Origin of the sequence: Streptomyces sp. NPDC093221, from assembly GCF_044753885.1 — a bacterium.
Lineage (GTDB): Bacteria > Actinomycetota > Actinomycetes > Streptomycetales > Streptomycetaceae > Actinacidiphila.
This window is the reverse complement of sequence record NZ_JBIVOA010000007.1, coordinates 269,496-290,807: the sequence shown is the minus strand read 5'-3', so window position 1 is coordinate 290,807 and position 21,312 is coordinate 269,496. Positions and strand designations below refer to the sequence as shown.

General features: G+C 72.0%; 20 protein-coding genes. 7 read left to right on the top strand and 13 right to left on the bottom strand.

Going from position 1 to position 21,312, the window contains the following annotated elements:
* Positions 1-51 precede the first annotated feature (51 nt).
* From ureC to ACIQCJ_RS26050, 6 genes are all read right to left on the bottom strand, one after another.
* Positions 52-1,776, bottom strand: coding sequence for an urease subunit alpha (gene ureC, locus ACIQCJ_RS26075; RefSeq protein WP_355349718.1), 1,725 nt, complete (start codon positions 1,774-1,776; stop codon positions 52-54).
* The gene (locus tag ACIQCJ_RS26070) at positions 1,776-2,243 is read right to left on the bottom strand and encodes an urease subunit beta (protein WP_355349721.1); all 468 of its coding nucleotides are present in this window, start codon (positions 2,241-2,243) and stop codon (positions 1,776-1,778) included. The genes ureC and ACIQCJ_RS26070 overlap by 1 nt, the downstream gene beginning before the upstream one ends.
* A gap of 43 nt (positions 2,244-2,286) precedes the next feature.
* A complete protein-coding gene (locus ACIQCJ_RS26065; protein ID WP_402712676.1) occupies positions 2,287-3,132 on the bottom strand; it encodes a sirohydrochlorin chelatase in 846 nt (281 codons plus the stop codon).
* A complete protein-coding gene (locus ACIQCJ_RS26060) occupies positions 3,129-3,434 on the bottom strand; it encodes an urease subunit gamma (RefSeq protein ID WP_355349727.1) in 306 nt (101 codons plus the stop codon). Before ACIQCJ_RS26060 ends, ACIQCJ_RS26065 begins: the two co-directional genes overlap by 4 nt.
* Before the next feature lie 148 nt (positions 3,435-3,582).
* Entirely contained in the window at positions 3,583-4,572 is a 990-nt protein-coding gene (locus ACIQCJ_RS26055; protein ID WP_355349730.1) for an urea transporter, read from the bottom strand.
* 547 nt (positions 4,573-5,119) lie between these two features.
* On the bottom strand, positions 5,120-5,653 hold the full coding sequence (locus tag ACIQCJ_RS26050) for a TerD family protein (protein ID WP_355349733.1): 534 nt from the start codon (positions 5,651-5,653) through the stop codon (positions 5,120-5,122).
* Between the two features lie 363 nt (positions 5,654-6,016).
* Between ACIQCJ_RS26050 and ACIQCJ_RS26045 the strand changes: the two genes are divergently transcribed.
* Entirely contained in the window at positions 6,017-6,880 is an 864-nt protein-coding gene (locus tag ACIQCJ_RS26045; protein WP_401720709.1) for a GH25 family lysozyme, read from the top strand.
* A 128-nt stretch (positions 6,881-7,008) separates the two neighbouring features.
* Here ACIQCJ_RS26045 and ACIQCJ_RS26040 read toward each other — a convergent pair whose 3' ends face one another.
* Together ACIQCJ_RS26040 and ACIQCJ_RS26035 are read right to left on the bottom strand one after the other, a co-directional pair.
* Positions 7,009-7,263, bottom strand: coding sequence for a hypothetical protein (locus ACIQCJ_RS26040; RefSeq protein ID WP_355349739.1), 255 nt, complete (start codon positions 7,261-7,263; stop codon positions 7,009-7,011).
* Positions 7,264-7,365: 102 nt separating this feature from the next.
* Positions 7,366-8,172, bottom strand: coding sequence for a VOC family protein (locus ACIQCJ_RS26035; RefSeq protein ID WP_355349769.1), 807 nt, complete (start codon positions 8,170-8,172; stop codon positions 7,366-7,368).
* A 345-nt stretch (positions 8,173-8,517) separates the two neighbouring features.
* Between ACIQCJ_RS26035 and ACIQCJ_RS26030 the strand changes: the two genes are divergently transcribed.
* The 3 genes from ACIQCJ_RS26030 to ACIQCJ_RS26020 are packed head-to-tail and all read left to right on the top strand — an operon-like array spanning position 8,518 to position 12,064.
* Complete coding sequence (locus ACIQCJ_RS26030) at positions 8,518-10,200, top strand: FAD-dependent oxidoreductase (RefSeq protein WP_355349742.1); 1,683 nt, start codon at positions 8,518-8,520, stop codon at positions 10,198-10,200.
* Positions 10,197-11,717, top strand: a complete 1,521-nt coding sequence (locus ACIQCJ_RS26025) for an ATP-binding protein (protein ID WP_402712675.1) — start codon at positions 10,197-10,199, stop codon at positions 11,715-11,717. Before ACIQCJ_RS26030 ends, ACIQCJ_RS26025 begins: the two co-directional genes overlap by 4 nt.
* Positions 11,714-12,064, top strand: coding sequence for a UBP-type zinc finger domain-containing protein (locus ACIQCJ_RS26020; RefSeq protein ID WP_355349748.1), 351 nt, complete (start codon positions 11,714-11,716; stop codon positions 12,062-12,064). The genes ACIQCJ_RS26025 and ACIQCJ_RS26020 overlap by 4 nt, the downstream gene beginning before the upstream one ends.
* 98 nt (positions 12,065-12,162) lie before the next feature.
* Here ACIQCJ_RS26020 and ACIQCJ_RS26015 read toward each other — a convergent pair whose 3' ends face one another.
* The 3 genes from ACIQCJ_RS26015 to ACIQCJ_RS26005 form a co-directional block, all read right to left on the bottom strand.
* Positions 12,163-13,152 carry an LAETG motif-containing sortase-dependent surface protein gene (locus ACIQCJ_RS26015; RefSeq protein WP_402712674.1) on the bottom strand — a complete coding sequence of 330 codons (990 nt, stop codon included), beginning with the start codon at positions 13,150-13,152 and terminating at the stop codon, positions 12,163-12,165.
* A gap of 305 nt (positions 13,153-13,457) precedes the next feature.
* Positions 13,458-13,874 carry an ATP-binding protein gene (locus tag ACIQCJ_RS26010; protein WP_355349754.1) on the bottom strand — a complete coding sequence of 139 codons (417 nt, stop codon included), beginning with the start codon at positions 13,872-13,874 and terminating at the stop codon, positions 13,458-13,460.
* A gap of 208 nt (positions 13,875-14,082) precedes the next feature.
* The gene (locus tag ACIQCJ_RS26005) at positions 14,083-14,973 is read right to left on the bottom strand and encodes a D-alanyl-D-alanine carboxypeptidase family protein (RefSeq protein WP_402712673.1); all 891 of its coding nucleotides are present in this window, start codon (positions 14,971-14,973) and stop codon (positions 14,083-14,085) included.
* A 389-nt stretch (positions 14,974-15,362) separates the two neighbouring features.
* Between ACIQCJ_RS26005 and ACIQCJ_RS26000 the strand changes: the two genes are divergently transcribed.
* Positions 15,363-16,235, top strand: coding sequence for a universal stress protein (locus tag ACIQCJ_RS26000; protein WP_402712672.1), 873 nt, complete (start codon positions 15,363-15,365; stop codon positions 16,233-16,235).
* Positions 16,236-16,241: 6 nt separating this feature from the next.
* Here ACIQCJ_RS26000 and ACIQCJ_RS25995 read toward each other — a convergent pair whose 3' ends face one another.
* Positions 16,242-18,626, bottom strand: a complete 2,385-nt coding sequence (locus tag ACIQCJ_RS25995; RefSeq protein WP_402712671.1) for a glycoside hydrolase family 65 protein — start codon at positions 18,624-18,626, stop codon at positions 16,242-16,244.
* A 106-nt stretch (positions 18,627-18,732) separates the two neighbouring features.
* Positions 18,733-19,467 (bottom strand): pyridoxamine 5'-phosphate oxidase family protein, encoded by a 735-nt coding sequence (locus tag ACIQCJ_RS25990; RefSeq protein WP_391052146.1) that lies wholly within the window; start codon positions 19,465-19,467, stop codon positions 18,733-18,735.
* Between the two features lie 364 nt (positions 19,468-19,831).
* Here ACIQCJ_RS25990 and ACIQCJ_RS25985 point away from each other — a divergent pair, with 364 nt between their 5' ends.
* Together ACIQCJ_RS25985 and ACIQCJ_RS25980 are read left to right on the top strand one after the other, a co-directional pair.
* On the top strand, positions 19,832-20,455 hold the full coding sequence (locus ACIQCJ_RS25985; protein WP_402712670.1) for an FAD-dependent oxidoreductase: 624 nt from the start codon (positions 19,832-19,834) through the stop codon (positions 20,453-20,455).
* A 256-nt stretch (positions 20,456-20,711) separates the two neighbouring features.
* Positions 20,712-21,230 carry a flavodoxin domain-containing protein gene (locus tag ACIQCJ_RS25980; protein ID WP_402712669.1) on the top strand — a complete coding sequence of 173 codons (519 nt, stop codon included), beginning with the start codon at positions 20,712-20,714 and terminating at the stop codon, positions 21,228-21,230.
* Positions 21,231-21,312: the final 82 nt, after the last annotated feature.

Below are 21,312 nucleotides of genomic sequence, written 5' to 3'. Positions count from 1 at the left end.
GGGCGGCCGGAGCGTGCGCGTCGTTCGAGGCGTACGCGCCGTTCGAAGTCGTCATGCCAGGAAGAACAGTTGGGTGAGCGGCAGTTCGCGGGCGGGGTCGATGGTCGTGGGGACTCCGTCCAGCGTCACCTTGTACGTCTCGGGGTCGACGGTGATCTTCGGCAGGGAGTTGTTGCGGACCATGTGCTGCTTGCCCACCGAGCGGCAGTGCCGTACGGGCAGAATCCTGCTCTCCAGGCCGAGCCGCTCCGGGACACCGCCCGCGATGCCCGCCTGGGACATGAACGAGACCCGGGTGGCCTGCTTGGCGCGGCCCTTCGCGCCGAACATCGGCCGGTAGTAGACCGGTTGCGGGGTGGGCAGCGAGGAGTTGGGGTCGCCCATCTGCGCCCAGTTGACCAGGCCGCCCTTGATGACCATCTTCGGCTTGGCCGCGAAGGCGTTGATCGGCCACAGCACGATGTCCGCGAGCTTGCCCGCCTCCAGCGACCCGATGTGCTCGGCCATGCCCGCCGCGATGGCCGGGTTGATCGTCATCTTCGCGAGGTAGCGCAGCACGCGCAGGTTGTCGTTGCGCTCGCTGTCGCCGTCGAGCTTGCCGCGCTGGTCCTTGCAGTGATGGGCGGTCTGGAAGGCGCGGGTGAAGGACTCGCCGACCCGGCCCATGGCCTGGGAGTCGGAGGAGAAGATGGAGATGACGCCCTCGTCGTGCAGCACCGTCTCGGCCGCGATCGTCTCCGCCCTGACCCGCGAGTCGGCGACGGACACGTCCTCGGGGATGTCGTGGCTGAGGTGATGGCAGACCATCACCATGTCCAGCAGTTCGTCCACCGAGTTCACCGTGTACGGCAGGGTCGGGTTGGTGGACGACGGCAGGACGTTGGGCTCACCGGCGATCCGCATGATGTCCGGGGCGTGCCCGCCGCCGGCGCCCTCGGTGTGGAAGGTGTGGATCGTACGGCCGTCGATCGCGGACAGGGTGTCCTCGAAGAACCCGGACTCGTTGAACGAGTCGGTGTGGATGGCCACTTGCACGTCGTACTCGTCGGCGACCCGTAGCGCGGTGTCGATCACGGCCGGGGTGGTGCCCCAGTCCTCGTGCACCTTCAGACCGCACACCCCGGCCTCGACCTGCTCCACCAGCGCGTCGGGCTGCGAGCCGTTGCCCTTGCCCAACAGCCCGATGTTGACCGGCAGATCCTCGGCCGCCTGGTACATCCGGCCGATGTTCCACGGGCCCGGCGTGCAGGTCGTGCCGTTGGTGCCGTCGGTGGGTCCGGTGCCGCCGCCCACCAGCGTGGTGATCCCGTTGCTCAGCGCCGCCTCGGCCTGCTGCGGGGAGACGAAGTGGATGTGCGTGTCGATGCCGCCGGCCGTCGCGATCAGGTGCTCGCCGGAGATGACCTCGGTGCCGGGACCGATGGTCAGCAGGGGGTGGACGCCGTTCTGGGTGTGCGGGTTGCCGGACTTGCCGACCGCCGCGATGAAGCCGTCCTTGACGCCGATGTCGCCCTTGACCACGCCCAGCACCGGGTCCAGCACGACCACGTTGGTGATGACCAGGTCCAACGCGCCCTGGGCGGCGGTGGCCTGCGGGTCCTGGGCCATGCCGTCACGGATGCTCTTGCCGCCGCCGTAGACGGCCTCGTCGCCGTAGAGGCCCTCGTTGAAGTCCTTCTCGACCTCGACGACGAGGTTGGTGTCGGCGAGGTGGAAGCGGTCGCCGACGGTCGGGCCGTACAGGTCCGTGTACTGCTTGCGCGGGAGCGTCGCCATCACCGGTCACCCTTCGTCTTGTTCTTCGCGCTCTTCGCGCCCTTGTCGTTCTTCGCGGCGCCGTCGGCGGCGGCGCTCTTGCCCGCGCCGCCCGCGGTGTCCCCCGTCGCGCCCTTGAACCCCAGGGCGACGGCGCGGGCTTCGGCGGCGATCCGGGTGGTGGCCGAGTTCAGGCCGCCGTTGACGAGACCGCTGAAGCCGACCAGCCGCCGGTGGCCGCCGAATTCGGTCAGCGTCACCTCCCGTGAGTCGCCGGGCTCGAAGCGCACCGAGGTGCCCGCGGGGATGTCCAGGTGCATTCCGTACGCGGCCTCGCGGTCGAACTCCAGGGCCCGGTTGGCCTCGAAGAAGTGGTAGTGCGAGCCGACCTGGACCCCGCGGTCACCGGTGTTCGACACGGTGACCGTGGCCGTGGCGCGGCCGGCGTTGATCTCGACGGGATCATCGCCGTACAAGTAATTCGGCATGGCTGGTCTCTCTTTCTCGCGGGAACGGCGGCAACCGGTCGGTTCAGTGCGGGAGATGGGCGTGCGGGTGGCTGTGGGTGTGCGCACCTGGTGCGGATGGTGCGGAGATGTCGGCGTGCGTGTGGGCGAAGCCGTGGCCGTGTTCGGCGTCCAGGCCCGCGGCGACGCCGTCGTCGCCGTGCGCCAGCCGGTGCAGGGCCTCGGTGCGGCGGGCCGCGACGACCCCCTCGACGGCCGCCCGGCTCAGCAGCGGGCCGCCGTCGACCGCGCCCGCGACCGGCGGGGACGACGTGGCGGGCGGCCCGAACCCGGCCGACAGCAGCAGCACGTCCTCGGCGCCGAGCCGTCGGCAGCGCTCCACGCCCTGCGGCACATCGGGGTCGCCGTCGGTGAAGGCGACCTCGACCCAGCGGTGGCCGCCGTACTGGCGCACCAGCCGGGCCACCCGGAACAGCTCGGCGTCGGCGAACGGGTCGGCGGCGGGCGCGGTGACCAGGACGGCGGTAGCGTCCCCCGCGCCCCGGCCCGCGGCGGCGCGCAGCCAGCCGACCAGGTGGTCCTGGGTGCCGAAGGGCGCGCTCAGCACCGTACGTCCGCTGCCGCCGCCCTCCTGCGCCCAGCGCAGCGACCGCGCCGCCTCGGCGACCAGCGCGCGGTCGCGGCCCAGCGTCATCGGGATCACGCAGACCGGCGCGTCGCGCTCGGCGAGCAGGCGGGCGACCGCTTGGGTGAGGGGCGCGCCTGCCGGGACCACGGTGTACGTGTCCCCGGCGCCGCTCCCGGCCCACGGCGCGAGGTCGTGGGCGGCGGCGCTCTCGTGCCCGCCGACGAGCACCACGCTCGCGGCGGCGGCCGGGGTGCGCACAGTGACGGGGCTCGGCGCCGTCATGCCCCGACCGGGTCGTGACAGGACACCAGCTTGGTGCCGTCGACGAATCCGGCCTCCACCTGGAGCAGCGGCAGCATGTCGCGTACGCCCGGCATCACGTCACCGGCGGCGACGACCTGCTTGCCCAGCTCCATGCACTCCGCGACGGAGCGCCCGTCGCGCGCGGCCTCCAGGATGGCCTCGCTGATCAGCGCGCATGCCTCGCTGTAGTTCAGCTTCACACCGCGGTCACGGCGCTTGCGGGCCAGATCGGCCACCACGTAGATGAGGAGCTTGTCGACTTCGCGAGGGGCGAGGTTCATCCGTTCACTCTCTTCTTGGGCTCTTCGGCTCTTCGGTTGGGCTCTTCGGCTTCAGGGGTACGGACAGGGGGCGTGAGGCCGCCCGAGGGTGATCACATACGGGCGGTCGCATACGGGCGGTCACGTGCGGGCGGTCACATACGGGCGGTCACGTGCGGCGCAGGCGCGGGATCGAGGGGACGGCGGCGACGAAGACCACGGCGGTCAGCACGAACGGCCAGGTGAGGGCGTGTCCGCCGAAAGGCGCGACGATGTTGTCGAGGGCGGCGGTCACCACCGTCGCCACCCCCGCGCCGCCGATGGCGTAGACCAGGCTCCAGGGACCGGGCGCGATGAACACCCCGCACAGCGCCATCGCCACCAGGACCGCGTTGTACCCCAGCAGCCCCTGGCCGACCTCGGCCGCCGGTGCGCCGAGCAGGACCGCGACGGCCAGCGCGGTCGCGCTCCCCACACACGCCATCGCCGCCGCCAGCCGGTTGGCCAGCGCGATGCCGATGAGGAACATCAGGCCGACGTACCACTGGGACATGAAGAAGATCTGGCCGAAGCTGGAGAGGAAGGCGTGCCAGGTCTGATCCCACGTCAGCGCGGTCCGGCCGCTGGCGGTCGCGGGCAGGGCGGCGAGGCTGTGCCCCTGGTGCCACGCCTTCTCGAATCCCGGCGCCCCGACGGTCATGACGGTGGTGACCAGGCAGAACGGAATGGTGAACGTCGGTACGTCCCAGGTCCCCAGCATGATCGCCAGGGCCGTCGTCACCACGACCACCAGGCTGGAGGCGAAGACGGCGAGCAGGAACGTCGACCAGTGGCCGGGGCCGAGGAAGACCGAGAAGCCGGTGCCGACCAAGCAACCGTTGAACCCCCGCAGCCCCGCGCCGACCAACGCGTGCTCGATGCCCAGCGCGTGGGCCGTCGCGGTGGCGACCGCCGCGCCCAGCAGCCCGTACACCCCGTGCTGCCAGCCCGAGACGAACAGCGCCGCGAGGAACACCGCCCCGCACAGCGCGCTCGGCATGAAGTCCACCTGCGCGATGCCGCGCAGCACCTCCATCCCGAACGACACCGGAGGGCGGTTCTCCAGACGCCCCAGCGTGCCGCCGCCGCTGCCATCGCTCGGTCCGGCCTTGTCGGACATGCAGATTTCCACGCCTTCGGTCAGAACGGCCAGGTGCGACCCGTGCGCCGTGCATCCGGACAACCGATCAGCACAGATCCGTCCACAAAAGGACGAATCGGTGTAATCAGACCAACATCACGGAAGCTAGCAGCGCCGGAGCCGCGCCCGGCGCCGACATGATGGCGTCTTCACCCATTCGGCGACTTATGTGATGACGTGTCCGCTGACCGGCCGCGCGTAATTTCCGCCCACAGGACGCCAGTTGCCGTCCCGCTCGCGCCTTCTCCGGGCGTGCGGCCACCTCCCGCGATCCGCGGAAAGGCCGGCGCGCGCCCCGGCTCGTCGCGGATGAGCGGCGCGGGGCGCTCCGCACGGGCGTCCGGCCCTGGTCGCGGGGCTCACCCCCGGCAACGCCGCGGATCATGGGCGGTCCAGGCGGCGCCTGGCGCGTGCGAGCGCAAGGCGCCGGGACGGCCTCATAGCGGAGCTGTTCGGGTATTCCGGCAACGCGGCGGGCGTGCGTGCCAGAGGCCGAAGGGGCCGTTCGTGATCCGCCGGACAGGCCCTAGGCGGCCCCGCCGCCCATCAGCCGTCCGAAGGCGGCCGGATCGGCGTCGTATCCGCGGACGTTCCGGTGGAACCGCCACTCCCCCGCGTCCCCGCGGGTGAATTCGGCGACGGTCGCGGCGGTGGCGTCGGCCACGTCGGCGAAGTCGTACTCCAGGAGGGCGTTGTATCCCTCCAGTAACCGGATGTCGGGGTTCGCCGCCTGGCCGAAGGTGAGCCGGCCGTCGCGCTGCTGGATGGCGACGCCCACCACGACGCGGCCGTACGAGGCCGACAGCCGGTCGAGTTCGATGGTCATGCTCTCGTCGGCGCCGAAGCCCTTGCCGGTCTTGCTGTCGCGGTTCAAGGTGATGGTGCCGTCGGGCGAGCGGCTGTCGAAGTACACGAGGTACGCGGGCTCGCCGTGCCGGTCGTCCGTGGCGAACGTCGCGGCGATCAGGTCGAGATCGGTGTCGGGCGAGCCCAACGGACTCGGATCCCACCGCAGTTGGACCTCGATCTTCCCGCTGCCCTTGTTGAGGCTGCTGCTCACCGGGTCTCCCCCTCCTTGGAACCGCGCCGACGTGCGAGAACGTACCGATCGTGCCGGAAGCGAACGTGCCGGATGCACGGGCCGCGCCGCCCGGTCGTCCGCGCCCCGGCCGTGGCCGCGTCGCCGACCGCCGGGGTCCATGCCTCGATTAACCACACCGCCGGGCGCGCTGTCCACACCGCCTCCGGCGGCGTCCTGCCCACTTTCACCGCCGGGGCGCGCCGCAGCTCCCGGCCCCGCGTACTGGCATAGACCAATGACGGTCACCGGAGCCCCTTCCGCCCCAGGGTTCTACGCGCGTAACCTCCTTCATTGTCATGGCCACACCACCAAGGAACCACCCCCTCGCCCTTGGAGGCGCACATGGACAACGCCGGACACGACTCCCGGCGCGGGTCGGTGCCACGCCGCGCGCTCGCGGCGATCGGCACGCTGACCGCTCTCCTCGCCCTGTTCGTCGCGGCTCCCGGCGCGGCCACCGCGGCCTCCCCTTCCGGCGGCGGCAGCCCCATCGCACACCCCGAACTGGACTGGATGGGCTCGACCGTCGCGGCCCACGAGGGCCGGTCGAGCGGCGGCGGCACGGTGACCCCGAACGCCGCCCAGACCCTCGGCTTCGACGTGAGCCACTACCAGGGCGCCGTCAACTGGGCGGGCGCGTACGCCAACGGCGCCCGGTTCGCCTATATGAAGGCCACCGAGGGCACGACCTTCCGTGACCCCAACTTCTCGGCGAACTACACGGGTTCGTACAACGCGGGCTTCATCCGCGGCGCCTACCACTTCGCGAACCCCAACGCCTCGACGGGCGCGGCCCAGGCCGACTACTTCGTCGCGCACGGCGGCGGCTGGTCCAAGGACGGCAAGACGCTGCCGCCCATGCTGGACATCGAGTACGGGCCGTCGTCCACCTGCTGGGGGCTGAGCCAGGCCGCGATGCGGACCTGGATCACGTCGTTCATCAATGAGGTGCACGCCAAGACCACCCGCTGGGCGACGATCTACACCACGACCAACTGGTGGACGACCTGCACGGGCAACACCTCCGCCTACTCGGCCAACGACCCGCTGTTCATCGCGCGGTACGCCTCCAGCGTCGGCACCCTGCCGGCCGGCTGGCCGTTCTACACCTTCTGGCAGCACGCCGACTCCGGCGTCTTCCCCGGTGACCAGGACTACTTCAACGGGGCGCTGAGCGGACTGCGCAATCTCGCCAACAACACCTGAGCGCACGACGCCCGAGCGGGCGGCACCCGAGCGGGCACGACGGCGGCCCCGCACCCACGGCAGGGAGAAACCGTGGGCGCGGGGCCGCCGCACGCGCGGACGCGGGCCGTCAGCGGACGGCCGCGACGTCAGTGGGAGCTGTGGTGGCCCTCGAACGCGTAGCCGCCGCCGGCCTCGAAGCCACCGATCTCACCCTTGACGGTGGTGATCCCGTACGGGCCGCCGAGGTTGGTCTTCTCGAAGCCGGCGAAGCCGCCCGCGGTGTGGAAGCCGCCCATCCCGGCGTGACCGCCGTCGTGCGAGACGGCGGCGGCGGCCGGAACAGCCGACATGAGCCCGGCGGCGGAAACGGCGGCGACGGTGATGGCGATACGACGAAGCATGTCACTCTCCTGTGTGTTGGTGGGTGAGCCTTCACCGTGACCCGGTACCGCCCGGCCCGCACCTCGTCGCGCGCACACGGCTGACGGGCAGCCCCGAACGGGCTACGTGACCTCCGGCGCGGTCAGCGTGAACAGTCCGCCGTCCGGGTCACGGACGACCGCCGACTCCCCCGCGGGGCCCGCGTGGTGCGCCACGACACCGCCGCCGTTGGCGCGGACCGCCCGCAGCGCGGCGGGCAGGTCGCGCAGGGTGAAGAAGACCTCCCAGTGCGGGCGCTCGACGGGGTCGGGCGCGGCCTGGACGGCACCGCGGCCGAGCCGGGCCACGACCCGCCCCGCGCTGCGCAGCACCACCTCGTCGCCCTCGTACGCCACCTCGCAGGCGCCGGGCCGGTCGCTGGCCCACAGCAGCACCTCGCCGTAGAAGATGGCCGCCTCGAACGGGTCGGGGGTGCGCAGCCGCAGCCACACCGGCTGCTCGTCGCGCCAGCGCGGCCAGGATTCGGAGAGCAGGCCCTCCCAGATGCCGAAGACGGCGCCGTTGCGGTCGGCGGCCAGGGCCGCGCGGCCGGATTCGAAGGCGATCGGGCCGACGGCGACGGTGCCGCTGCGTTCCCTGATCCTGGCCGCGGTCTCGTCGGCGTCCTCGACCGCGAAGTACGGCGTCCAGGCGACGGGCACCTGCCAGGCGGAGGCCAACTCGGCGATGCCCGCCACCGGCCTGCCGTCGTCCAGCGCGACGCTGAACCGGCCGCCCAGCTTCGTCCCGCGGTAGGTCCAGCCCAGGACCGCCGCGTAGAAGCGGTGGGTCGCGGCCAGGTCGCGCGAGGTCAGGCTGACCCAGCACGGCGCGCCGAAGACGGCGTCGCTGGATGTCGCGCCCGTCCCGGGGCGCGGGCTCTGGCGCATGGACACGGCAATCACCACCTGACGGGTTCGACGCGGGGCCGGACGCGTTCCCGCGGGCCGCCGGGTCGGCGGGGCGGATCGTCCTGGTCCGTCCCTCAGTGTGCCGTCGATGGGCCCGGACCTCCTGTCGAGCCGGTCGGACCGTCACGCTCCGTGGTGACCGGCGCCTGACAGTGAGCGCGTACGGCGCGGCGGCCGGGGGTCTCCGAGGCGCCGCCGGGCGCGTCCTCCGAGGGCGAACACGGTGGAACTGCGGGTGGCAGGCCGCGTACCTAGGATGGGAGTGGCGGGCCCCGGCGCCATGCCGTGGCCCGGCACCGGTGATCCGCACGAATGGGGGCATGGATGCTGGGGACAGAGCCCAGCGGCGCGACACGGACCGTGATCGTGACCGTCGACGACGATCCCTCGGTGTCGCGTGCGGTCGCACGCGACCTGCGGCGGCGTTACGGCGAGGAGCACCGGATCGTCCGGGCGGAGTCCGGGGAGTCGGCGCTGGAGGCGCTGCGCGAGATGCGGCTGCGCGGTGACGCGGTCGCGGTGATCCTGGCGGATTACCGGATGCCCGCGATGAACGGCATCGAATTCCTCGAACGGGCGATGGATGTGTATCCGGGCGCCCGCCGGGTGCTGCTGACGGCGTACGCCGACACGGGCGCGGCCATTGACGCCATCAATGTGGTGGACCTCGACCACTATCTGCTCAAGCCCTGGGACCCGCCGGAGGAGAAGCTGTACCCGGTGGTGGACGCGCTGCTCGACGCCTGGCGCGCCTCGGACCACCGGCCGGTGCGGGAGACGAAGGTCATCGGCCACCGCTGGTCGGCGCGGTCGTCGGGGGTCCGCGAATTCCTGGCGCGCAATCAGGTGCCGTATCACTGGTACGCCTCGGACGAGCCGGAGGGCCAGAAGCTGCTGGCCGCCGCGGACGAGGACGGGGTACGGCTGCCGGTGGTGATCACCCCGGACGGCAAGCCGCTGGTGGAGCCCACCGACCAGGATCTGGCCAGCAGTGTCGGTCTGGCGACGACGCCCTCGGCGCGCTTCTACGACCTGGTGGTCATCGGCGGCGGCCCCGCCGGTCTCGGCTCCGCGGTCTACGGCGCGTCCGAGGGGCTGCGGACCGTGCTGGTGGAGCGCACCGCGACCGGCGGGCAGGCGGGGCAGAGCTCCCGGATCGAGAACTACCTGGGCTTCCCCGACGGGGTCTCCGGCGGGCAGCTCACCGACCGCGCGCACCGGCAGGCCACCCGCTTCGGCGCCGAGATCCTGACCGCGTGCGAGGTCACGGGGCTCGAGGTCAGCGGCTCGGCGCGGACCGTGACCTTCGCCGACGGCTCCGCGGTCTCGGCGCACACGGTGATCCTGGCGACCGGCGTGTCCTACCGGCAGCTCGACGCGCCCGGCGTGTCGGAGCTGACGGGACGCGGTGTGTTCTACGGTTCCGCGCTGACCGAGGCGGCCCGCTGCCAGGAGCAGGACGTGTACATCGTCGGCGGGGCGAATTCCGCCGGGCAGGCCGCGGTGTATCTGGCCAGGGGCGCCAAGTCCGTGACGATCCTGGTCCGGGGCGACTCGCTGACCTCGTCCATGTCGCACTATCTGGTGCAGCAGATCGGGGCCACCCCGGCGATCAAGGTGCGTACGCGCACGGAGGTCGTGTCCGCCGAGGGCGAGGACCATCTGGAGCGGATCACGCTGCGCGACACCACGACCGGCCTGACCGAGACGGTCGACGCGGGCTGGCTCTTCGTGTTCATCGGCGCCGCCCCGCTGACGGACTGGCTGGACGGGGTGGTGCTGCGCGACGAACGCGGGTTCGTCGTGGCCGGTCCCGATCTGGCGCCGCCGGGCGAACGCCCGGTGGACTGGCCGCTGGAGCGGCCCCCGTACCACCTGGAGACCAGCGTGCCGGGGGTGTTCGTGGCCGGTGACGCGCGCGCCGAGTCCGCCAAGCGGGTGGCGTCCGCGGTCGGCGAGGGCGCCATGGCCGTCATGCTCGTCCACCGATACCTGGAGCGGCTATGAGCGTCCAGTACCTGCCGTGCGACGTGGCCGAGCTGCGCTCGCTCTTCTTGTTCGAGAAGCTGACCGACGACCAGTTGGACTGGCTGTGCCGCAAGGGCCGGGTGCAGATGGAGGAGCCGGGCGCCGTCTATCTGGAGGGCGAGCCCGCGACCTGCTTCTACGTGCTGCTCGAAGGCACGGTGGTGATGTCGCGCCGGGTGGGCGCCGACGACGTGGAGGTCTCGCGCACCTCGGACCGCGGGGTCTACGCGGGCGCCTTCCAGTCGTATCTGGGCGACCGGGTGCCGCAGGTCTACAACAGCTCGCTGCGGGTCACCGAGCCGTCGCGCTTCTACGTGCTGTCGGCGGACCACTTCGCCGAGCTGATGCGCGAGTGGTTCCCGATGGCCGTGCACATGCTGGAGGGGCTGTTCTTCGGCAACCGCAGCACCAAGCAGGCCATCGGCCAGCGTGAGCGGCTGCTGGCCCTGGGGTCGCTGTCGGCCGGTCTCACCCACGAGTTGAACAATCCGGCCGCGGCGGCGCTGCGGGCCACGGCCACGTTGCGCGAGCGGGTGGCCGGGATGCGGCACAAGCTCGGCATGATCGCCGGGGGGCCGCTCGACCGGGCCACGCTCGCGACGCTGATCGAGCTCCAGGAGCGGGCGGTCGAGCAGTCCGCGAAGGCCGTGCAGCTCACCCCGATGGAGACCTCGGACCGCGAGGACGCCATCTCCGACTGGCTCGACGACCACGGCGTGACGGCCGGGTGGGACCTCGCGCCGAATTTCGTGCAGGCCGGGCTCGACACGGACTGGCTGGAGCGGGTGGCCGCGACGGTCACGCCCGACACCCTCGACAGCGCGATGCGGTGGCTGAACTACACCGTCGAGACCGAGCTGCTGATGAACGAGATCCAGGACTCCACGGCCCGGATCTCGACCCTGGTCAACGCGGCGCGGCAGTATTCGCAGCTCGACCGGGCGCCGTACCAGGTGGTCGACGTGCACGAGTTGCTGGAGAGCACGCTGCACATGCTGACCGGCAAATTCGGTCCGGGCATCAAGGTGGTCAAGGACTTCGACCGTACGCTGCCGAAGATCCCCGGCTATCCGGGTGAGCTGAACCAGGTGTGGACCAATCTCATCGACAACGCGGTGGCCGCGATGGAGGGGACGGGCACGCTGACGGTGCGTACGGCGCTGGACCGCGAGCAGCTTCTGGTCGAGTTCCGTGACACCGGAGCCGGTATCGCGCCGGAGATCCGGGAAAGGATCTTCGAGCCGTTCTTCACCACCAAGCCGGTGGGCGAGGGCACGGGGCTGGGACTCGACATCTCCTGGCGCATCGTGGTGAACAAGCACCACGGCGACCTCCAGGCGGAGTCGGTGCCCGGCGACACCCGTTTCCTGGTCCGCCTGCCGCTCACGGCGGAGCAGACGGAGGCCGCACCTGATGCCGCGTCCGACGCCCGGCCGGAGGCGGCACCGCAGGCCAGCTCCGACAGTCCGTCCGACAATCAGCGGGAGCCGTCATGACGACCACCCCAGGTATCGACCCCACCGCCCGGCCCAGCGGGGCCGGTTGCGCCGACTGCGACGCGGCGGGCGGCTGGTGGTTCCATCTGCGCCGCTGCGCCCAGTGCGGGCACATCGGCTGCTGCGACTCGTCGCCCGCGCAGCACGCGAGCGCGCACTCGGCGGCCACCGGCCATCCGATCATGCGGACCTTCGAGCCGGGCGAGGACTGGTTCTGGGACTTCACGACCGACGCGTACGTCGAGACCGACGTGGCGCTGGCCCCGCCGCAGAGCCGTCCGGCCGACCAGCCGGTGCCGGGCCCGGCCGGCCGGGTCCCGGCGGACTGGCGCGCCCACCTCAACTGAGCGGCGGACGCGCCGAGTCGGCGTACCGCGCGGACCGGCGTACGTCGGGCGGGAGCACGCCGTCACGGCGTGCTCCCGGCCCGCGTACGCCGGATCCGTCAGCGGTGGGCGCTGCTGTTGCGGCGGCGGGTGAAGTAGACCGCGCCCGCGCCGAGGACCAGCAGGGCGGCGCCGCCGCCCGCGAAGGCCACGGTCTGCGAGCCGTTGCCGCCGGTCTCGGCCAGGTCACCGCTGGAGGTGTCGGAGGCCGGCTCCACGACCGGCGAGCCGACCGGGCCCGCGGAGTTCGTGGGCGACGCCGTCGGTGACGTGGTGTCGTCGACGACCGGGGCGCTGGAGCTCGGCGTCGTCGACGGAGTGTCGGACGGGGTGTCCGACGGCGATTCCGACGGGGTGTCGGTGACGGAGTCCGTCGGGGACGGGCTGGTGGTCTCGCTGTCCGAGGGCTCGGGCGAGGTGGTGGTCGAGTCGCTGGGCTCGGGGCTGTCCGTCGTCTCGCTGGGGGACGGGGACGGGGAGTCGGTCACCGAGTCGCTGGGCGACGGGGACGGGGTGGAGCACGGCGCGCTGCCGTTCCACGCCGTGATCAGGTTCTCGGGGGTCGCGGAGTACGGGAAGCGCGGCAGCTTGCCGTGGCCCTTGCCCTCGCCGCCGTCGTACTTGATGCCGTTGCCGTACAGGTCGATCTGGCCGAAGCAGGACGGCGCGTAGGCGCCGACGTCCAGGGTGGCCCGGGTGTTCTTGTGGTCGAGCTGGGTGGTGTCCCAGCCGAGGAACGCCTGCGTGCCCGAGGTGTCCCAGGTGGGGCCCTCGGCGCTGTAGGAGGCGAGCGAGACGACGTACGTGCAGCCCTTGTTGACCTTGTCCGTCAGCCGGACCGTGATCTTCGTCGGGGCCGGGTCGTTGATCCGGCCGTTGTCGGACCAGGTCTTCCCGCCGTCCTCGGAGTGCTCGATGTGCGACCGGCCGCAGTTGTTCTTGTCGTTGCCGGACGCCTGCGCCGTACCGACGCCCGCCAGCGTGACGGCGGCGGTGAGCGAGCCGAGGCCGACCACGCCTATGGCTCGTCTGGTGATGGAACGCTGCACTGAATCTGCTCCCTGCACTGTGAACGGGCAGCGGAGGCAGGCGGAGCGGGTCGGACCCTACGCCGTGCGCGAGACTCGTGCCCGGTGGCCTGCGATGGAGTCTCGCCGCCGACGATGATCGGCCTGTTGGCCGGTGACCGAGTATGCCCGTGCGGGGGACGGTCTGTACAGCGCGAAAACGCCGTTTTTGCGGCTTTGCGGTCGGATTATCGCCCTGCGAATGCGTCGCCGCACTGATACCGAAATGGGGCGGCGTTCACGGGAGTTCCCAGGAGTTGACTGGAGTTCACCCGCGGCGGGGCGCTTCACCAGGAGTGCGTGCAGGTGCCGCCGGGCGCGTGGAAGCAGGCGGTGACGGTCTTCCCGTCGGGGCGCGGGTGGGCCTCCCACTCGTCGGCGAGCGCGTCCACGATGGCCATGCCCCGGCCGTGGGTGCGCTCCTCGTCAGGCGCCTTCTCGGCGGGCAGCATGTCGGAGGAGTCGCTGACGCTCAGGTGCAGGCAGCAGCCGTCCCAGACCATGACGACCTGGGCCTCGCTGTGCGCGTGCACATGGGCGTTGGTGACGAGTTCGGAGACGGTCAGGACGACGGAGTCCGCCGTGTCGGGCGCCTGCGTGCTCCAGCCGAGCACGTCCAGGTGCTCGCGCGCCCACTCGCGCCCGGCCCTGACGCCGTACGAGACAGGGAACGACCTGGCCCAGCCGACTGCTTTCACGGACATCTCGCACGCTCCCGCACCGAGTCGTTGTGTGCTCGCCGACCGAGCCCCGGCTCCGGTGACGGTCGGGGCCCCCGGCCGCCATGCCGGTGGGGCGATGGGCGGCCGGGCGCGGTCCCCTGCGAGTCCCCTGCGGGGGATGAACGTCCCCTACCCCCGCCCGCGAACGCCATGCCGGGCAGGTGGCGGGAGGCTTCCCGCCCCCGTACCGCTACCCCTTCAGCGCGTAGTCCATCAGCTTCCGCGCGTCCGCGGTGCGGGCCGCCTGCGTCGGGGCGGCGAGCACCGTGCCGATGACGGTCCTCTTGCCGCGGGTGGCCGCGAAGACCAGGCAGAACAGGGACACGGGCCCGGATCCGGTCTTGACCCCGGCGGCGCCGCGATAACTCCCGAGCAGCGTGTCGGTATTGGTCCACGTCATGGTGCGGTGGCCGCCGTTCTTCATCGCGACGCTCTGCCGGACCGACTTCGTCTTCACCACGGCACGGAACGTGGGGTATCGCATCGCGCTGCTCGCGATCCTCGTCAGATCGCGCGGAGTCGAGTAATTCGATCCGTTGCCGACGCCGTCGAACGAGTCGAAGTGGGTGTTCCTCAGACCGATGCCCTTCGCCGTGGAGTTCATCCTCGCGATGAACGACTTCACGCGGGCGGCCCGCGTCCGGCCGCTGCCGAAGGTGTCGGCCAGCGCGTACGCCGCGTCGCAGCCGGACGGCAGCATCATCGCGTACAGCAACTGCCGGACGGTGGGCCGGTCGCCGACGACCAGACCGCCCGACGACGCGCGCTTGGCCACCACGTAGTCGTGGTACGCCTTCTGGACGGTGACCTGCGCGTTCAGGTCGAGGCGTCTGTCGGCCAGCACCACCCGGGCCGTCATGACCTTGCTGGTCGATCCGGTGGAACGGCGGGTGTCCGCGGCCTTCGTGAACAGTGTCCGGCCGGTGCCGTCGTCCATCACGAAGCCGCCCTTGGCGACGATCGCGGGGGCGCCGGTCCGGGACGCCGTCGCCACGGGCGCCGGGGTCGCTTCGACGCGGGCCGGGACCGCGAGCCCGGTGGACGCCAGAACGGCCCCTGCCGTGAGGGCCGCCACGGACATGCGACGAATGATATTACTGCCGGTTTTCACGACGAATACTCCAACGGTCAACCCTGCGCGGGCGTTCAAGAACGCGACTCGACCAGGGGATGCGCGGGCGGACCCGATGGATGTACGCGCGACGACGAATTCACCCGCCCGCCGTACATCCCGCCGGATCGGCGTAGCACGATCTTCTGATCCGACCATGTGATCCGACGTCCTGGTCCGGCCTACTGATCCGACATTCTGATCCGGCGTTCTCGTCGGCGAATCTCGGCCGACCCCGCCGCAATCGCACGGCTCCGGCCCGTTCGGTCCGGGTACGGGGCCGTCGGTCCCGCACGCCGAGCGCCGAAAGCGGGGATGCTGGAGGCAGGGGGGGCGGAACACGCCAAGGAGGTCCACTCATGATCCGCGCGATCGTCAAGGGCGCCGTCGTCGCGGGGACGGACGGCTCGGCCGAGAGCCTCGCGGCGGCGGACTGGGCCGCGGACGACGCCGTGCGCCGCGGACTCCCGCTGCGTCTCGTACAGGCGGTCCCGCCCGGACACGTCCGTACGGGACCGGTCACGTCGGCGGGTCCCCGTGAGCGCGTGCCGCGTCCCGCAGGGTCCGCCCACCCGACCGCGGACGAGATCGGCCGCCGGCATCCGGACCTGTCCGTCACCGTCGACCAGATCGCCGAGCAGGTGCTTCCGGTGCTCTTCTCCGCCGCCGACAGCGCCGAGCTGATGGTGCTGGGCACACGAGGCGCGGGGGCGGTGCAGGAGCTTGTGCTCGGCTCGACCACGCTCACCGTCGCGGGCCGGGCACCGGTCCCCGTGGTCCTGGTGAGCGCCGCTTCCGGCACGGGTGCTCCATCGGGAGCCGACGGCGCCGGTGACGTCGTCCTCGGCCTCGACCTGGCCGCGCCGGACGGCCGACCGGTCGAATTCGCCTTCGCCGAAGCCGCCCGGCGCGGCGCGCGGCTGCGCGTCGTCCACGGCTGGAGCGAGCCGCTCCGCGACGGCGCCGGTCCCGATGATCCCGATCAGGCGCTCGCGGCTGCCCTGTGCCCCTGGGCCGAGAAGCACCCCCGTACCCCGGTGGTCACCGAGGCCGTGGTCGCGGGGGCCGCCGCGCGGCTCGCGGCGGCGGCATCGCACGCCGCGCTCCTCGTCCTGGGCCGCCGCCCCCGTACCACCCCGGTCAGCGCGCATCTCGGTTCGACCGCGCACGCCGTTCTCCGCCGGGTGACGCTGCCGGTGGCGATCGTGCCGCACGCCCCGGCGGCCACCTGAGGCGAATCACCCGGGCAGTTCGGTCACGACCTCCTCGCCCGGGGCCACGGTCACCGTCCGGTCGCCGACGACGAAACGGACGGGCTCCTGGCCGGAGAGCGGGACGGAGATGTGGAGGCGGCCGGAGCGCAGGGTGAGGCCCACGCCCCAGTGGCCCCGGTACCGCAAGGACAGGCGGAAGCGGGACAGTTGCGGCAGCGGCACCGGATCCAGTCGCAGCGCGTCACCCAGTGGTTCCAGGCCGGTCAGGCCCCGCTGGACGAGGTCGAGCGTGCCGGCCATGGCCCCCAGATGGATACCCTCACCGGTCGTGCCGCCCTGCACGTCGGCCACGTCGCCGACGAGCGCCTCGTGCACGTAGGTCCATGCGTCGTCGCGGCGGGAGCGAGCGAGCACCCATCCGTGCACCAGCCCGCTGAGCGTGGAGCCGTGGCTGGTCCTGGCGAGGTAGTGGTCGACGGTCGCCGACCAGGTCGCGTCGTCGAGCCGCTCCCCCAACCGTTCGAAGACAGCGGCCAGTTCGGCGGGCGGGAAGAGGTAGCCGAGCATCAGCACGTCGGCTTGCTTGGACGCCTGGTAGCGGTTGACGCTGTCGCCCTCGGCCTCCAGGACGCGGTCGAGACGGCGGATGTCGCCGTATCTGGCCCGGTAGTCCGCCCAGTCGAGTTCGGCGAGGTCGCCGTAGCCGTCGAACTGACTGATGACGCCTTCGTGGAACGGCACACGCAGGCGTCGTGACACGTCCTCCCACAAGGACAGTTCCGCCGGGTCGAGCCCGATGCGCTCGAACAGTTCGTCCCTGCGGGGAGCCGGCAGGGAGCGGGCCAGTTCAAGCGCGCGGGCCAGCACCCAGGCCGCTGTGACGTTGGTGTAGGCGTTGTCGTCGATGCCGGGGATCTCCGCGTCCGGGTACGCGTCGTGATATTCGTCGGGGCCGACGACCTGACGTATGCGGTAGCGCTCGTACGCCGGGTCCCATGCCGCGGTGTGCGCCCAGAACCTGGCGATCTGCAACAGCATCTCGGCGCCTTCGGTGTGCAGGAACGCGGTGTCGCCGCTGGCCAGGCAGTAGTGCCATATGTTGTACGCCACGGCAGAGCCGACGTGATGCTGCAAGTGGGTGTGGTCCGGCAGCCACCGGCCGGAGACGGGATTCAGGTGCAGCCGCTGCGTTTCCTCGCGTCCGTCACTGCCGCTCTGCCACGGGTACATCGCCCCGGGTCTGCCGATGGCGTCCGCGGCCCGGCAGGCGGCGCCGAGCCTGCGGTGACGGTACATCAGCAGCGCACGGGAGACCTCCGGCAGGTGTACGTCGAGAAAGGGCAGCACAAACAGCTCGTCCCAGAAGACATGCCCTCGGTACGCCTCCCCGTACAGCCCGCGCGCCGGTGTTCCGACGTCCAGGCCCGCCGTGTGGGGCGACAGTGTCTGGAGGACGTGGAACAGGTGCAGGCGCAGCACGTGTCCGGCCTCACCGGCCACCTCGATCTCCGTGCGTTTCCACAGCCGGTCCCACGCGCCCGTGTGCGCGCTGAGCAGGGCGGGGAACGCGGGCGCGCGGGCCACACGGTCCAGGGCGGCCTGCCGGGGACCGCCGATCGCCGGGTCGCGCGAGGTGTGCAGCGCGAGGACCTTTTCGACGGTGATCACCCGCCCGGGGACGACCGGGAGTGTCATCCGGTGGAAGCTGGCCCTTCCGCCGGGCGCGAGCGGCGTCGCCTCGCAAGGGTGCTCCCTGACACGGACGCGGGCGGCCATGGCGACGGCGATGCGGGAGGAGGAGGTACGGCAGGTCAGCCAGACCGTGTCCGTGCCGGTGGTCCCCGTACGGTGGTCGGTGAGGTGAGCACCCGCCAGGTCGCTGTAGCGCTCCACTCCGGTGTTGCGCACGTCGCCGTCGATTCCGGCTTCGATCTCCAGTTCGCCGGACCAGCCGTGGGTGGTGAACCGCGCCCGCTGCGCTGCTAGGTGCGCGTCGCCCATGTGGGTCAGGCGGGTTTCCTCCACCGTCAGCTCGCGCCCCTCGCGGTCGCGCATCCGTGTCCGCCGGTGCAGGACGCCCCGGCGCATGTCGAGGGTCTGTTCGTGGGCGAGCACGGTGCTGGTCTCGGGGCCGAACCATGGACCACCGACCGCGCGTACCCGCAAAGGCAGCCAGTTCGGAAGGTTGACCATGTCCTCGTTGTCGACCTCGCGTCCCGCCACCTCGGACGTCAGACGGTTGTAGCAGCCCGCCGCATATGTGCCGGGGTAGTGCACAGGACCGGCTGCCGCCTCCGCGAACGCCCCCCTTGTCGCGAAGTATCCGTTGCCCAGAGCGCAGAGCACCTCACGCAACCGCTCCCGCGACGGGTCGTAGCCCGCGTAGCGCCAGGTCCACTCGGGCTCCATCGGCGGTCCCTTCCCGTGTCACCCTCCATGGTCGCGGCTCGGGCGGACACCCGCAGCCCGAGCCGGGGCGGGGCCGTGCCCACACGGTCGGAGCGGTAGCGGGACGTCACTGTGGACGGTACGTTGCCTCACTCCGCGCGGCCCCGCCGCCGGGTTCCGGCTCCAGGCCGCTCTCGACGCGCCGTCCCGAGACGGCGCCGGGTCGGATACGCGTCCACACGGGCCGCGGGCCTCCCGCCCAGGGACCCTCGCCCTCTGCGGCCGCGAGGCGCCGTTCGGTCTCCTCGTCCCGCACGCGCTCCGCGGTGCCGGTGATCAGGACGCTCCAGCCCTGGCTGAGACGGTCGTCCACCCTGTCCACCTGGAAGGAGACGGCCTGCCCGCTCTCCGGACAGGCGGCGCTCCCGGGGCTGGTCCGGTAGACGACCGTGCGCGCGTCGACCGTGTAGTTGACCGGGATCACCACGGGCGCGGCGGCTCCGGCCAGCGCGATTCTGCCCACCCCATGCCCGCCGACCAGATCCCAGCACTCCGCCGTGGTCAGGCTCCGAAGAGACGGACGCGGAGCGGGCGCGGCCTGCCCGGGAGGCGGGTGGCTGGGGCCGTGGAGCAGTTCCGGGTAGGACATGCTCAGGGCCGCCGCGACGCGCAACAGCCCGTCGGGATCGAAGTCGGTGTCCTGCCGCAGCAGGTCGTTCAGATAGCGCGGGGCCATACCGGCTCGTCTGGCCACCTGGCCCATGCTCAGCCCGAGTGCGCGCCCGCGCTCGGCCACACGGCCCGCGATACCCGGGTCACCTGGCGACGGTGCGCTCATGCGATGGCTCTTGTGGTGGTTCATGCGCTGCTCCTCCGCCCGCTTCGGCTCCCCCGCACTCCGGTACGGCACCGCACGTGCGGGTCGAACGCGGCAGGCGTCGTCGTGTGGTCGGCCTGGTACGAGCGCGCCATGGGAACCCCGTACAGGTCCGTGATCCGGGCGTTCGGCACGAGGGCACGCCTCCTTGGGTCCGACTCCAGCCTCCCGCGTGTCGAGCGGCGTCGGCAGGGCCGAACGGTCCCGGTCCACGGGCCGGTGGACGGTCGTCCACGACGGCTCCCGCACCGTCGGCTCGGGAAACCGGGCGTTCGGTGCCCGAACGGCCTCGGGGGGAAGGCCGGTTGGCCCGTGGTGGACGTGACCGGGGCTGCCGGACAGTGCGGGTATGAAGAAGCGAATCGTCATCCTGGGAAACGGCAGTACCGGAATCCTGGCGGCCAACAGACTGCGCCGCCGGTACGACGAGAGCGAATTCCAGATCGTCGTGGTCGGGAAATACGACACGCGTGACCACGAGGTCGAACTTCTCATGGCCATCGGTGTCCTCGGCTCGCGCACCCTCCTGCCGCCGGAGGACGGCCGGCTCCGCGCCGGGATCGACTTCCGTCACACGGAGATCGGCAGTGTCGACGTGGCCCGGCGGGAGGTCTGCTGCACCGACGGCTCCTCGATCGGATACGACGTCCTCGTGGTCGCCACCGGAGCGCGGCCCGTACCGACGCCGGACGGTGTGCTGTACGGCGGCGCCAGGTACGTCGTACGCTCCGCCGGGCTCGGCGACGCGTGCGGTCTCGTCCGGGTGGACCCGCGTACCCTCCAGTCCCGCGCCGCTCCCGAGGTGTTCGCCGTCGGCGCCGCGACGGGAACGCCCGCCGACACCGGCGCGGGCCCGCACGTCGCGGTCGAACACCTGGTGGCGGGCGTGCGGGAATTCCTCGGCCGCACCGCGAACCAGGCGCCCATGACCCCGCGCCTTCGGGTGTCGCGGGACGTCGCGCAGTCCTGCTGAGCGGTCGGACGCCGACGCGGCATGGCCGACTCTCCCGGAGCAGGGCCGATCGGCCCTCGGCTGCGCCCCGGACGGCACCGGCGGGCCGCGCGGCGACCGGCGGACCGTGGAAGGGGCAGCCCACGAGCAGAAGAGCGCGGGCCGTCTCGGATACCGCACGCCGCCGGTACCGGGGCCGCCGGGCGGACCGGTCAGGTATCCGGCCCGTGCCCGCGATGGCCGCGCTGATCCGCACCGATCGATCGAGGTGAGCAGGGTGAAGACCATCCGCGTTCTCGTGGCGTACGGGACCAGGAACGGCTCCACCGCCGAGATCGCCGAGTGGATCGGCGAGGCGCTGCGCGAGCGCGGTATCGCGGCCGACGTCCGTGCGGCGGGCGAGGTAAGGGACGTCGGCGCCTACGACGCCGTGATCCTCGGCGCGGGGGTGTACGCGGGCCGCTGGCAGCGCGACGCGGTCCGGCTGGCACGTCGGCAGCGGGCGCGGCTCGCCCACAGGCCCGTGTGGCTGTTCAGCAGCGGCCCGCTGGACTCCTCGGCGACCGCCGGGGATCTGCCCGCGACACCCGCGGTCGCCCGGCTCGCCGACCGGATCGACGCCCGCGCACATGTCACCTTCGGCGGACGGCTGACCGAGGGCGCACGCGGCTTCGTCGCCCGGCAGATCCTCCAGCAGGGACGCGGCGGCGATTTTCGCGACCCGGAGCGGATCCGCGCGTGGGCGCGCTCGGTCGCGGAAGAGCTGCGGGAGGGGGCAGGCACCGTTGTCATCTGACCGCAGGGTGCAGGAGGCCCCGGCGCTCGACCACCGGCACTCGACCACCGGCCCGGCACCCCAGCCGATACGGTAGGACGCA